The organism is Nocardia sp. IFM 10818 (assembly GCF_054655275.1).
In genome coordinates this window covers 380,491-393,832 of sequence record NZ_BAAHJH010000001.1, presented here as the reverse complement: position 1 = coordinate 393,832, position 13,342 = coordinate 380,491, and the positions used below count along the sequence as shown (strand labels likewise).

The 13,342-nt window shown below is 66.6% G+C and carries 11 protein-coding genes; 5 read left to right on the top strand and 6 right to left on the bottom strand.

Features of this window, described 5'->3' with window-relative positions; translation table 11 throughout:
* Window positions 1-118: 118 nt before the first annotated feature.
* Window positions 119-1,471: a cytochrome P450 gene (locus ACYQ5L_RS01780; protein ID WP_459955073.1), complete on the top strand. Its 1,353-nt coding sequence runs from the start codon at window positions 119-121 to the stop codon at window positions 1,469-1,471.
* A 7-nt stretch (window positions 1,472-1,478) separates the two neighbouring features.
* On the opposite strand, the gene ACYQ5L_RS01775 is transcribed toward ACYQ5L_RS01780, so the two are convergent.
* Window positions 1,479-1,967, bottom strand: coding sequence for a glutathione peroxidase (locus ACYQ5L_RS01775; protein ID WP_459963292.1), 489 nt, complete (start codon window positions 1,965-1,967; stop codon window positions 1,479-1,481).
* Window positions 1,968-2,001: 34 nt separating this feature from the next.
* The gene (locus ACYQ5L_RS01770; RefSeq protein ID WP_459955072.1) at window positions 2,002-3,234 is read right to left on the bottom strand and encodes a cytochrome P450; all 1,233 of its coding nucleotides are present in this window, start codon (window positions 3,232-3,234) and stop codon (window positions 2,002-2,004) included.
* Window positions 3,235-3,540: 306 nt separating this feature from the next.
* Between ACYQ5L_RS01770 and ACYQ5L_RS01765 the strand changes: the two genes are divergently transcribed.
* Entirely contained in the window at window positions 3,541-5,178 is a 1,638-nt protein-coding gene (locus ACYQ5L_RS01765) for a GMC family oxidoreductase (RefSeq protein WP_459955071.1), read from the top strand.
* Between the two features lie 105 nt (window positions 5,179-5,283).
* Here the strand turns inward: ACYQ5L_RS01765 and ACYQ5L_RS01760 are convergent, their stop codons facing one another.
* Both ACYQ5L_RS01760 and ACYQ5L_RS01755 read right to left on the bottom strand, forming a co-directional pair.
* Window positions 5,284-6,918 (bottom strand): PKD domain-containing protein, encoded by a 1,635-nt coding sequence (locus ACYQ5L_RS01760; RefSeq protein WP_459955070.1) that lies wholly within the window; start codon window positions 6,916-6,918, stop codon window positions 5,284-5,286.
* Between the two features lie 462 nt (window positions 6,919-7,380).
* Entirely contained in the window at window positions 7,381-7,995 is a 615-nt protein-coding gene (locus tag ACYQ5L_RS01755) for a TetR/AcrR family transcriptional regulator (protein WP_459955069.1), read from the bottom strand.
* 121 nt (window positions 7,996-8,116) lie between these two features.
* Here ACYQ5L_RS01755 and ACYQ5L_RS01750 point away from each other — a divergent pair, with 121 nt between their 5' ends.
* The gene (locus tag ACYQ5L_RS01750) at window positions 8,117-9,232 is read left to right on the top strand and encodes an Rv3169 family protein (RefSeq protein ID WP_459955068.1); all 1,116 of its coding nucleotides are present in this window, start codon (window positions 8,117-8,119) and stop codon (window positions 9,230-9,232) included.
* 2 nt (window positions 9,233-9,234) lie between these two features.
* Window positions 9,235-10,260 (top strand): phosphotransferase family protein, encoded by a 1,026-nt coding sequence (locus ACYQ5L_RS01745; protein WP_459955067.1) that lies wholly within the window; start codon window positions 9,235-9,237, stop codon window positions 10,258-10,260.
* On the opposite strand, the gene ACYQ5L_RS01740 is transcribed toward ACYQ5L_RS01745, so the two are convergent.
* Window positions 10,171-10,710 carry an anthrone oxygenase family protein gene (locus ACYQ5L_RS01740; protein ID WP_459955066.1) on the bottom strand — a complete coding sequence of 180 codons (540 nt, stop codon included), beginning with the start codon at window positions 10,708-10,710 and terminating at the stop codon, window positions 10,171-10,173. The two genes, ACYQ5L_RS01745 and ACYQ5L_RS01740, sit on opposite strands and share 90 nt — an antisense overlap.
* A 127-nt stretch (window positions 10,711-10,837) precedes the next feature.
* Window positions 10,838-12,379, bottom strand: coding sequence for an MFS transporter (locus ACYQ5L_RS01735; protein ID WP_459955065.1), 1,542 nt, complete (start codon window positions 12,377-12,379; stop codon window positions 10,838-10,840).
* Between the two features lie 156 nt (window positions 12,380-12,535).
* Between ACYQ5L_RS01735 and ACYQ5L_RS01730 the strand changes: the two genes are divergently transcribed.
* Window positions 12,536-13,282, top strand: a complete 747-nt coding sequence (locus ACYQ5L_RS01730) for a TetR/AcrR family transcriptional regulator (RefSeq protein ID WP_459955064.1) — start codon at window positions 12,536-12,538, stop codon at window positions 13,280-13,282.
* The last annotated feature ends 60 nt before the right edge of the window (window positions 13,283-13,342 follow it).

Below are 13,342 nucleotides of genomic sequence, written 5' to 3'. Positions count from 1 at the left end.
GTTTTCACCCCCAATTTCCCGCCTTCGCGAAAATCTCCCGATTGTCGTGGAATATCTTGCCGCGCAACGACTCCCGTAGTACCGTCCAGACAGGTGTCCATGACGCGGGAGGATTCCCATGACCCTGGTCAAGCCCCGGCAGGTATCGGGCGGCGAGCACGAACACGGCCATCTGGAGGAGTTCCGGACCGATCCCATCGCGCTCATGACACGGGTCCGCGCCGAATGCGGTGATATCGGCGCATTCCGGCTCGCGGACCGCGATGTGATCATGCTGTCCGGCGCACAGGCCAACGAGTTCTTCTTCCGGGCCGGCGATGACGAGCTCGACCAGGCCGCCGCCTATCCGTTCATGAAGCCGATCTTCGGCGAGGGCGTGGTGTTCGACGCGCCGCCGGAACGGCGCAAGGAGATGCTGCACAATTCGGCGCTGCGGGCCGAGCAGATGCGCGGGCACGCCGCCACCATCGCGCGCGAGGTGGAGCGCATGGTGGCGCGGTGGGGCGATGCGGGCGAGATCGATCTGCTCGAATTCTTCGCCGAACTCACCATTTACACATCCTCGGCCTGCCTCATCGGCGCCAAGTTCCGCGAGGAGCTGGACGGGCGGTTCGCGCACCTCTATCACGAACTGGAGCGCGGGACCGACGCCTACTGCTACGTGGACCCCTACGCACCGATCGAGAGCTTCCGGCGCCGGGACGAGGCGCGCTGGCAGCTGGTGAAGCTGGTGCGGCACATCATGGCCGGGCGCATGGCGAATCCGCCGCAGGGCAAGGCGGATCGGGACATGCTCGACGTGCTGGTGTCGGTGCGCGACGAACAGGGCAATCCGCGCTTCAGCGCCAGCGAGGTCACCGGAATCTTCATCTCCATGATGTTCGCCGGCCACCACACCACCTCGGGCACGGCGGCGTGGACGATCATCGAATTACTGCGGCACCCCGAGGCGCTGGCCGGGGTGGTGGCCGAGCTGGAGGCGCTCTACGCCGACGGCGCGGACGTGAGTTTCCATGCGCTGCGACAGATTCCGCAGCTGGAGGCGGTGCTCAAGGAGGTGCTGCGGCTGCATCCGCCGCTCATCGTCCTGATGCGGGTGGCGCGGGCGGAGTTCGAGGTCTGCGGGCATCGCATCGATCCCGGGGACCTGGTCGCCGCCACGCCCGCGGTGTCCAATCGGATCGCCGCGGACTTCCCGGACCCGGATCGCTTCGATCCGGGCCGCTACCTCGACCCCAAGCAGGAGGATCTCGCCAACCGCTGGACCTGGATTCCCTTCGGCGCCGGGCGGCATCGCTGCGTGGGCGCCGCCTTCGCGCTCATGCAGTTGAAGGCGATCTTCTCGATCCTGTTGCGCGACTGGGAATTCGAACTGGCCCAGCCATCGGAGAGCTATCGCAACGACCACTCCAAGATGGTGGTGCAGCTGGAGCAGCCGTGCGCGGTGCGGTACCGGCGCCGCCGCCGATAGCGGGTGTTTACAGCGCGGCCTCGATGGCCTCGGTGATCGCGGCGTCCTTGGGCTCGGTGCGCGGGCGGAAGCGGGTCACCGCGCCGTCGCGGCCGATGAGGAACTTCTCGAAGTTCCACTGGATATCGCCCGCCTCGCCGCCGGCATCGGCGACCTGGGTCAGCTCCCGGTAGAGCGGGTGCCGGTTCTCCCCGTTGACCTCGGTCTTCTCCAGCAGCGGGAAGTCCACGCCGTAGGTGGCCGAGCAGAATTCGGCGATCTCCTCGGCGGTGCCGGGCTCCTGGCCCATGAACTGATTGCACGGCACGCCGATCACGGTGAACCCGCGCGGGCCGTAGTTCTGCTGCAGTTCCACCAGGCCGGTGTACTGCGGGGTCAGGCCACACTTGCTGGCGACATTGACCAGGAGCACCACCTTCTCACCGGCCAGTTCGGCCAGCGTGGTGGGCTCATCGGAGAGGGTGCGCAGCGGAATTTCGCGAAGTGAGGTCACGATCGAATACTAGAACGAGTTCGTGACCGGCACCGCGTCACCCGTAGCTGACCTCCCAGCGCTTCACGCCGTTGATCCACCCCGAGCGCAATCGCTCCGGCGGCGCGACCTCGGTGATCTCCGGCATCGCATCGGCGATCGCATTGAACATGAGGTCGATCTCCAGGCGGGCCAGATTCGCGCCCACACAGAAGTGGGTGCCGGTGCCGCCGAAACCGACATGCGGATTCGGATCGCGCAGCACATCGAACCGGAACGGATTCTCGAAGGCGTCCTCGTCGAAATTCGCGGAGCTGTAGAACAGGCCCACCCGATCGCCCTCGCGAATCTTCTGCCCGCCGAGTTCGGTGTCCTGCATGGCGGTGCGCTGGAATGCGGTGACCGGGGTCGCCCAGCGCACGATCTCGTCCGGCGCGGTGCGCGGGCGCCGCGCCTTGTACAGCTCCCACTGATCCGGGTTGTCCACAAAGGCTTTCATGCCGTGGGTGATGGCGTTGCGGGTGGTTTCATTGCCCGCCACCGAAAGCAGGATGACGAAGAATCCGAATTCGTCGGAACCCAGGGCCTCACCGTCGATATCGGCGTTCACCAGCTGGCTGACAATATCGTCGACCGGGTGGGCGCGGCGCTGTTCGGCCATGGTGTAGGCGTATCCGAGCAGCTCGGCATTGGCGGTCATGTTCTCGCCGGCGAATTCCGGATCGTCGTAGTTGAGCAGCTGATTGGACCAGGTGAACAGCTTGTGCCGATCGTCCTGCGGTACCCCGAGCAGTTCGGCGATGGCCTGCAGCGGGAGTTCGCAGGCGACCTGCTGGACGAAATCGCCGCCGCCGGCGGCCTTCGCCTCGGCCACAATGGCGGCCGCGCGATCGGTGAGCGCCCGGCGCAGACCCTCCACCGCGCGCGGGGTGAATCCCTTGGAGACGATCCGCCGGATCTTGGTGTGCTTCGGCGGATCCATATTCACCAGCAACGCATTCCGCGACAATTCCATTTGCTCGGCGGTCGCATCGGCCGGCATCCGGATGATCGCCCCGGTGCGATGCGAGGACCACAGATCCGGGCGCCGGGATATCTCCTTGATGTCCTCGTGCCGGGTGATCGCCCAGTAGCCGCCGTCGGTGAACGGGGCCGCCTGTTCGGGTGTCTGCGCATTCCACCAGACCGGCGCCGTCCGGCGCAGCGCGGCGAACTCCGCGGCGGGACTGTGGTCGGCCCACAAGGCCGGATCAGTGAAATCGAATCCGGCGGGCAATGACGGAACAGACACTGTTCCTCCTCGGGCATGCTCCCGCTATGATCACGGAATTGGAACGTGTTTCATGCCGATTCAACCACATCGACACGTGTCCAGACAGGGCTTTCGGTCGCCGAATCCACCCGATCACACCTTCGCCGCGCCAGCTATCCCGCAGCACTTCTCTAGAACACGTTCGACAATAAGCTCCCTGTGGCACAATTGCGCCCACAGGGGTGCTGAACTTTGATCTTGTGACTGGACATTGTGTCCACCGTGTGCGCAGACTAGAACTTGTTCTACAGTGATCGCAGGCACACTCGAGGATGAGGTACTGACATGACCGCTTCGCCGCGCTCCGCGGACGCCGCAACCGAGGCCGATTACGTCGTCGTAGGCGCGGGCAGCGCCGGCGCCGTCGTGGCGGGCCGGCTCGCCGAGCGCGGCGCCAGCGTGATCCTGCTGGAGGCCGGGCGCAAGGACGACACCCGCCTGGTCACCTCCCCCGGCATGATCACCATGGTGCACACGGTGCCGCAGCTGAAGAAGCGCGTGACCTGGAAGCAGTTCTCCACCCCGCAGAAGCACGCCAACGATCGCCTCATCCCCATGACCCGCGGCAGGGTGCTGGGCGGATCCAGCTCGGTCAACGGCATGCTCTTCGTGCGCGGCAACCGGGCCAACTTCGACTCCTGGGCCGCCGAGGGCTGCAAGGGCTGGAGCTACGAGGACGTGCTGCCCGCCTACAAGCGCCTGGAGAACTGGGAGGGCGGGGCCAGCGAGGTGCGCGGCGCGGGCGGACCGGTCGAGGTCACCCGGCAGCGCGATATCACCCCCATCACCCAGGAATTCATGGTCGCCGCCTCGGAGACGCTGGGCGCGCCGATCATCGACGACTACAACGGCGAATCGCAGGAAGGCATCTCGATCTTCCAGCAGAGCGTGCGCAATGGATTGCGCTACAGCTCTTCTCGCGCCTTCATCACCGATCGGCCGAACGCGAACCTGACCGTGCTCACGCACGCGCACGTGACCCGAGTGGTGATCGAGAACGGCCGGGCCACCGGCGTCGAGATCGCCGACAAGAAGGGCGCGCGCCGGATTGTGCGCGCCGCCAAGGAGGTCATCGTCTCCGGCGGCGTGGTGGGTTCGCCGCAGATCCTCATGCTCTCGGGCATCGGCCCCGCCGCGCACCTGCGGGAGCTCGGGCTGCCGGTGCACGCCGATCTGCCGGTCGGGCAGAACCTGCACGATCACCTGTTCGTGCCCATGACCTTCGTCTCGAAAAAGGCGCTGCACCGCGGTATTCCGACCTACTTCGCGCGCGGCATCCTGCGTGAGCTGCGCAATCCGGGCAGCTCCTGGATGGGGCGCACGGTCTTCGAGGCCGCGGGCTTCGTCAAGACCAAGTTCGCCGAGGGCGACCACCCGGATATGCAGATCCACACCCTGCCGTGGTCCTACCCGACGCCCAACCAGGACGAGGACAAGCTGCACATGGTGGACCGGCGCGCGGCGCTCACCGTCATGCCCAGCCTCATCTACCCGAAGAGCCGCGGCGAGGTGCGGCTGGCCTCGGCCGATCCATTCGCCTCACCGCTCATCGACCCGGGCTATCTGACCGATCCATGGGATACCGAATTCCTGGTGGAGGGCATCAAGATGATCCGGGACGTCATGTCGCACAAGGAGATCGCGGGCGACGTGGTGGAGAACTTCTTCCCCGGCGACGAGTGGGCCGACGAGTCCGCGCTGCGGGCGGAACTGCCCAACCGGGTGCACTCCATCTACCATCCGGTCGGCACCTGCCGCATGGGCGCCGACGAGCGGGCCGTGGTGGATCCGACGCTGAAGGTGCGCGGAATCGAGGGCCTGCGGGTGGCGGACGCCTCCATCATGCCGTCCATCACCGGCGGCAATACCAATGCGCCCAGCTACCTGATCGGCGAGAAGTGCGCCGAGTTCATCGAAGTGTAGCCGTCACAGACGGCGGATCGTGAGTGCTGTTACTTCCCTTGCTCTCCCGAACCGCTCGCGGGGCGCCGGATGACGACCACCGGCGCCCCGCTCACTGTCCCGGGCTCAGTCGACGACGAGGGCCTTCCCGTGTTCGTAGAGGCTGCGATTGCCGGTCATATCGGTGACGACCAGCCGCGGCAGATACGGGCCGCTGTCGGTGTAGTGGTGCGAGATCACCGGTTCGGTGGTGACCAGGTGGGTGCCGTCGCCGAAATGCCACTCGTACTGGCGGATAGCGCCGCCCGCCGGGGTCGCGTCGAAATCGACCGTCACACCGTCGGCGCCGGGGGTGCCGTCGACGGTGAAGCCCTCCCCGGCCGGACCGCCGCCGCCGAACCATTCGCGGATGCGCGGGTTCAGCAGGAACGCCTCGGCATACCGGCGGGCGCCCTCGGGATCCGGCGGTCCCACGGCCCCGAGGCACTGCGGCGGCAGTTCACCCAGCTGCGGGCAGGCCAGCAGGCGCAGTGAAATCCCTTCGTCGCCCAGGGGATTCATGGCGGGCCGGCGATCATCACCGGAGCGCCCCGTGGGACGAGCGTAGAGGCCGTCGGCGGATACGGCGAAGTTCTCGCCCGCGACGGCATTGGCCTGTTTGGCCGCCATCCGGAAGACTTCGGCCGAGACGCGGACGAATTCCGACCAGCGCTGCCGCAGCGCATCCGGGACGCTCTCGGTGTCGTATCCGTGGAGGTAATTGGCCACCAAGACTTTCGGGCGTCCGGGCAGGGCATGCGCGAGCTCGATGGCCTCCTGCATGCCGCGTCCGCCGTAACCCGTTGCGGCGCTGCTGAAATAGGGGACATTGGCGGCCGGATTCACCGGTTCGGCTCCGGCGCCGCCGCATTCGCGGTGGATGGCGGCGGTCAGATCCTGGGTGCCGGGGGTGACGCCGACGGGAATGCCGAAGAAGGGGTCCAGATCATTGATGCAGCCGTCCAGCAGCACCAGATCGACCGTGTAGCCCTGGTTCCTGGCCGCCGCGGCGGCCTGTTCCAGCTGGCAGAAGACATCGGGCAGGCGATTCATGCCCGATTCGGTGAAGCCGCCGGCAATGGCCTCCGCGCCGGATTCGGCCCGGCACAGTCTGTCGTCATTGCCGGCGGGCAGCTCCGGGGAGTCCAGTACGGCGCCGGAGCGCGAGTAGTCGTGTAGTTCGGCGCCACGGCCGGTCTGCACGCCCAGCGCCTCCGCGGTGAGGTGGGCGAATTTGCGTTCCAGATCCAGGCCCTGACCCCACAGCACCGAATCGCCGACCGAAACCACGTGCAGCGGATGGCATTCCCGGCTCACCCGGAAATTCCACGGCTTGCCGTACTCGCCGACCGCGCCGCCGGGCGTGCGGGTGCGGGCGTCCATGCGTAGCAGGCCGTCGGGGGGTAGCTCGTCCTGGGCGATATCGAAACCGACCGTCATCACCTCCGCATTGACCGGTGCGATGCCGGAGCGCAGGGGCTGCTGCCCGGCCAGGATGCGCCACTCCACCTCGGTCCCGGCCGGCCCGCCCGGCGGGAGGAAGACCGAGGTGGTGCCGCGCAGCGGGCTGTCGCACCGCTCGCCGGGCAGGGTGCTGACATCGATGATCCGCGGAATCTCGGCGCCGATATCGGCGCGGGCCGCCGGACCGGCCACCGCGGTCGCACCCACCAGTGTGGGCAGCACCGCCGCCCGGCACCAGCGGGATCGCCACAACTTCACATGCTCCTCCTAGGAGTCGTGCTTATCGGGGAGTTGTGCTGATTGACAGCGACATCGTTGAAGGGTCCTCGCCCGGCGCCCGCGCGGCACGCCGGAATGGCCGAATTTAGGTGTTTTGCAGGGATTTTCGGGCGGACAAATGGGACGAATGCCGGATACAAGATCTTGTTAAGGCCGTGCCAAGCGCCAACCCGCATCGTTTGTGTCAGCACCGGAACAACCGGTGCGAGACCACCCGATCGGGGGGTGGAGCGCCGGGGCACGACCCGTCTACGAGGGGTGTCGGTTCGTGCCCCGGCAAACCAATCGGCCCGCCGGACCTGTCCACGAGGGGTGTCAGGTCCGGTGGGTTCTTTTTCGTGGCAGAACGGGCGCCGCGCACTGCATCATGGAAATAAGGTCGCCACAGAGATTGGAACAGACGATGGAAACCGTGGTCGTCTTCTTGCTGGCAACGTTGATCTACTGGTTCGGCCTCTTACGCTGAGCCGAGGCGACGGCGAGCAGAGCATCGGCGATCTGCTCGCAGAACTCACCGGAGTCGTCGGTGCCGTGCGTCAGCGCCCGGATCAGGGTGGCCCCGCGCAGTAGCTCGAAGAGGGCGTCGACATCGCAATCGGCGTCCGCCTGGCCTGCGGCCGCGGCTCCGGCTATCAACTCCCGCAAGGCTTCTCGCGTCGGAAGCTCGCCGCGATCGAGCAGCCGGCGGTAGCTGTCGCGATCGTCGTGATACTCCGACATCAGCCCGGGCAGCGCCGACCGCGCGGCGGGATGCGAGGCCGATTCCAGGAACAGCCGTATCCACGCCAGCAGGTCGGCGCGCAGATCGCCGGTCGGCTCGGGGAAGACGCCGCCGTCCAGGGCGAAGATGGCGTCCTCGACCAGCGCCCGCTTACTGGGCCAGCGCCGGTAGATCGAGGTGGTGACCACTCCGGCCCGGCGCGCCACGGCGGCAATGGTCGTGGCCTGATAACCCTCGCTGACCAGCAGTTCCTGCGTGGCGGCCAGCAACTGGGCGTCCAGCTGCGGGTCACGCGGGCGCCCCGGGCCGGGTCGGGTCCCTGCGGGTGCGCTCACGGGCATCTCCCTCGGGTCGAAGCGAATTCCGCGATTCAGGCTACAGCTAGAACCTGTTTCAAATACGCTACGGCCCGTATTCGAATTACGGCCAGGCCGTATGCATGAGAGGTATCCGTCGATGCTGACTCCCCAGGACGAGCTGCTCTGCCATCAGCTGCCCACCACCTTCGACCATGTCGCACAGAGCGATCTGCGCTGGACCGAGCGAATCGTGCTGTACGGGTTCGACACCAGCGGCAAGGTCAACATCATGACCGGCATGGCGCGCTACCCCAACCGGAATGTCGCGGACGCCTACGTCATGGTCACCATCGACAACAAACAGGCCCATGTGGCGCGATTCTCCCGGCAGCTGGATTCCGGCTCCGACAGCCTCACCTCCTGGAAGGTCGGGCCGTTCACCTACGAGATCGTGGAACCGCTGCGCAAGGTGCGCGGCACGCTCGACGACAACGAGCACGGAATCCGGATGCACCTGGACTTCGACGGCGAATTCGAAGCCTACGAACAGGAACCCGCGTTCTTCCGGAGCCGGGGCCGGGTGCGGGAGGACGCGCGGCGGTTCTACCAGAACGGGGTGGTCTCGGGCTGGATCGAAATCCACGGCGAGCGTATCGATATCGATCCCGCCAAGTGGTGGTTCGGCCGCGACCACTCCTGGGGCACCCGGCACGGCGGTGGCGGCGGCAGCCTGCCGGAGGGGACCGGCCTGCAGCCGGCCGAGGTGCCGGACGGCGTGCTCTATTACATGGGCATCTTCGAATTCGACGATGAGCTGGTGCATTTCGCACAGCGCGAGACGGCGGACGGGCAGCGCTGGCATTTCGAGGGACACATCCTGCCGCGCATCGATTCCGGCGCGCCGGTGCTGCCGATCATCGATGTCGAGCACGAGCTGACCTTCCGCGACGACTTCCGCATTATCAGCGGCGGCACGTTCACCGTGATCGGGGCCGATCGCGCCCGGCGCGAATTCGCCGTCACCCCGGTCACCAACTATTGGCCGGGCATCGCGGGGTACGACGACTACCGCGGCTACGCCTCCGGGGTCTGGAAGGGCGAATCCTGGAGCGACGGCTTCGTCGCCGATCTCACCGATACCGAGGACCTGCAGCAGGTCAGCATGCTGTCGGGAACCCTGTGCCGCATCGAATCCGAGGGCAAGGTCGGCTACGGGCTGGTCGAAATGGTGTTCTTCGGGCGCAATGCGCGCTACGGCTACCAGGGCCACTGATCATGTGTGCCGACAGACTGCCGGCCGACCAGCTGGCGGCGGCCCTGGAACCGCTGGTGCGCAAGCACTTTCCGGTCTCCGATCAGGCGCGGATCCGGAACTTCACCCGCACCGATCGCGGCTTCTCCACCGAGACATACGTTTTCGAGCTCCACGACGAGAGCGGGAATCTGCCGCTGGTGTTCCGGCGGCCGCCGGAATCGCCGCTGTTCCCGGATTACGACCTGCTGCGTCAGGTACTGGTCATGCAGCGCCTGTCCGCGACCGGATTGCCGGTGCCGACCCCGCTGTGGATCGACCGCGAGGGCGGCGAGCTCGGCGGACCCTATGTCGTCATGACCCGGCTGCCGGGCGAGGCCCCGAGTGATTTCCCGTCGTATCACGTGGCGGGCAACTACTTCGAGGCCACACCGGAGCAGCGGGCGCGCATGTGGTGGGAGTGCGTGGACACCATGGTGGCCGTGCACGAGGTGGATTGGCGGGCGCTGCGCCTGGGGTTCCTGGCCTTCCCCCGGCACGGCGCGGGGCCGGTCACCCAAGCCGTGAACTATCTGGACACGGCGCTGACCTGGGCCTGCGACGGGAATCAGCCGGAGATCTACCGGCGGGCCATCGCCTTCCTGCGGGAGAATCTGTACGAGCCGGAGCGGGTGACACTGTGCTGGGGTGACGCCCGTATGTCGAACATTCTGTACGACAGCGATTTTCGCGTCACCGGCGTACTGGACTGGGAGATGGCCAATCTCGGCGACGCCGAGCTGGATCTGGCCTGGATGCTGTTCCTGGACTGGGCCTGCAGTGATTTCGAGGGCCACGAGCGCCTGCCGGGCACGCCCACCCGCGCGCAGACCATCGCCTACTACGAGCAGCGCACCGGCCTGCCGGTCCGCAACCTCCGCTACAACGAGATCCTGGCGGCGGTGCTGCTCTCGGTTCCGCTACTCCGCATGTCCAATCAGGTCCGGCTGCCGCCGGATATGAACATCACCGGCTTCTGCACCGCTCGCATTGCGCAGCTGCTGGTGTGAAACACCCAGTGCGAGAACGATCATCAGTCCGAAGGCCGCCAGTCCCGTGCCCGTCCGGAGATAGTGGAACATATCCCACCGCGACAGGATTTCGGCATAGTCGACGGGCGCGCCCTCGGTCACCCAGTCATTGATCCGATAGTTGATCGGCACATTGCCGAAGCGGGTGATGACGAAGGATGCCACCACGAAACCGGTCGCCAGCCCGGCCAGCAGCCGGGCCCGCCCCCGGGTCAGCACCGCGAAGGCGAGGCAGCTCACCGCCGCGATGGCCATGGTGAGCTGCATGCTGACGCTGTTGTTCTTCATGAGCTCGGTGTGGAACTCGAGCCGCATCTGCAAGGGGACCCGCCGGAAGGTGGGCGCGAGATTGGCTGCGCCGTAACCGAAAGCGCCGGCGAGCAATCCGGTGCTGAGCAGGGCCAGCGCGTGAACAAGGCGAGTACGCATGCACATCTCCCATGATTGAATTCTTACAACATGTCAAGGTTATGCTCGCCGGTTAACTTTGACAAGGATGTAAGAAATCCGCCCCCGGCAGTGGAGCCGGGGGCGGATTTCGTTGTGCGGGTTGGACTTACTTGGCCTCGGCCATTTCCTCGCCGGCCGACTCGACCGGCGCGCCCTCGTGTCCCGCCGCCTGGGCGCCGCGCATAAGGAAGAAGGCGATCACGGTCGCGGCCACCACGCTGATGCCGCCGCCGATGAACGTCGCGGACATGGCGTCGGTGAACGCCTCGCGGGCCGCGGAGATGAGGGCGCTGTCACCACTGAGCAGGGCCGGGGCAATGGACTCGCGGGCCGCTTCGGGGGCGTCGGCAGGCATGGCGTCGGTGTAGGTCCCGGCCAGCACCGCGCCGAGCACCGCCACGCCCAGGGCGCCGCCGGTCTGCTGAATGGTGTCGTTCAGAGCCGAGCCGACACCGGCCTGCTCGGGCGGAATCGCGCCCATCAGGGCGCCGATGGCGGCCGGCATGGCCAGACCCGCGCCGGCGCCGACCAGTGCCATGGCCGCGGCGGGCGTCCAGAAGCCGGACTCCGTGGTGAGGATGGACAGCACGCCGAAACCGCCGGCCAGGATGGTCATGCCGATCAGGGTCACCGGGCGGACGCCGAACTTCTGCACCAGGCCCGCGCCGATGCCGTTGAAGATCAGGGCGGTCAGGGCGAAGGGCGTGAAGGCCAGCGCGGTGCGGATCGGCGAGTAGCCGAGCACGAACTGCAGGTACTGGGTCAGCACCAGCAGCAGACCGCCATTGGCGAAGGTGACCAGCACCAGCGAGAAGCTGGAACCGGTGAAGACGCGGTTGCGGAACAGCTGCAGCGGAACCATCGGGTGCTCGGCCTTCATCTCACGAACGATGAAGGCGGTCATACCCGCAACGGCGATGAGCAGCGAGCCCCAGGTGCCCTCGATGCCCTTGGTCGGCCATTCGATGATGGTCCACACCAGCGCGGTGGTGCCGATGATCGACAACACCATGCCGGACACGTCCGGCTTGGCCCACGGCCCCTTCGACTCCGGCATGAGCGCCATCGCCGCGATGATGGCCACCACCACGACCGGGACGTTCAGCACGAACACCGAACCCCACCAGAAGTGATTGAGCAGCACGCCGCCCACAATGGGCCCGCCGACCATGCCGATCATGGCCACGGCACTCCAGGACGCGATGGCCTTCGGGCGCTCCTCCTCGTCGAACACCGTGATCAGGATGGACAGCGTGCTCGGCATGATGAGCGCGCCGCCGATGCCCATCACCACGCGACCGGCGATCAGCAGTTCCGGGCTGGTGGCATAGGCCGCGAGCACCGAGGCCGCGCCGAAGAGCACCAGGCCCACCACCATGACCAGCCGCCGCCCGAACCGGTCGGACAGGCTGCCCGAGGTGAGCAGCAGGCCGGCGAAGACCAGGATGTAGGAGTCGATGATCCACTGAATGTCCTGCGAGGTCGCGCCGAGCTCGGTGGAGATCTGCGGAATGGCGACATTCAGCACCATATTGTCGATCACCAGCACCAGCGAGCTCAGGCAGAGCACCACCAGAATCAGCCAGCGCTTCGGATTGCGTTCGGCCGCGGTCGCATTCACCACCGCGGCGTTTTCGGTCTTACTCATGTCGATCCCCTTCGGATGCCTTCTCCGCACATCGTGCGGTGTTATCGAACACTGTACGGTCTGACGTACACTGTTCGCAAGTGGGAACGATGTGCGAACATACGAACAGCGTTCTAGCAGCGGTTATGCTCATGAGTAGACGAAGGAGGACTCGCGATGGCGACCAAGGAACAGGGCATCGGCTCGGTATGGACGCGGGAACAGCCACGGCGGCGGCGCGAACAACCCGCGCTCAGCCGCGACCAGATAGTCGCCGAGGCGTTGAACCTACTGGACGAGGAGGGTCCCGAGGCCCTGAGCATGCGCAAACTCGGCGCGCGCCTGGGCGCGGGAGCGACCTCCCTCTACACCTACGTCGCCAATAAGGACGAACTCATGGAGCTCGTCGCCGACGCCACCTTCGGCGAGGTGCCCCCGCCCGCCGCCGGCGCCGACTGGCGTTCGGCCCTGACCGGCCTCGCCAACGATCTGCGCGCCATGATCCTGCGCCATCCCTGGCTGTCCATCATGCTGGGCGAGATCGGCCTGCTCTACCTGGGCCCGAATGTCATGCGGCTCAACGAGGCCCTGCTCACCCTGCTCGAGGAGAACGGCTTCGACGACGAGGAGGCCGATAACGTTGTCACACTGCTCTTCTCGTTCGTTCTCGGCATGGCCATCAGCGAGGCCGCCTCCCGGCAGACCATCCGCCGCAGCGGCCTCAGCGACTCCGAATGGTTTCAGAAGATGTGGCCCGCGGCGGAGGCCGCGACCCGCGGTTATCCGCGCCTGCACCGCCGCTACACCAGCTTCGACGCGCGGACCGATGGCCTCACCGCCGATATGGACACCGTCCGCGACGAAGGCTTCGCCAAACACATAGCGCGCCTGCTCGACGGGGTCCAACCGCCGCAGCCGGGATGACGGCCCCGGCCTCGCCGTAGAACGCGACGAGCCCGCATCCCGAAAAGGGATGCGGGCTCG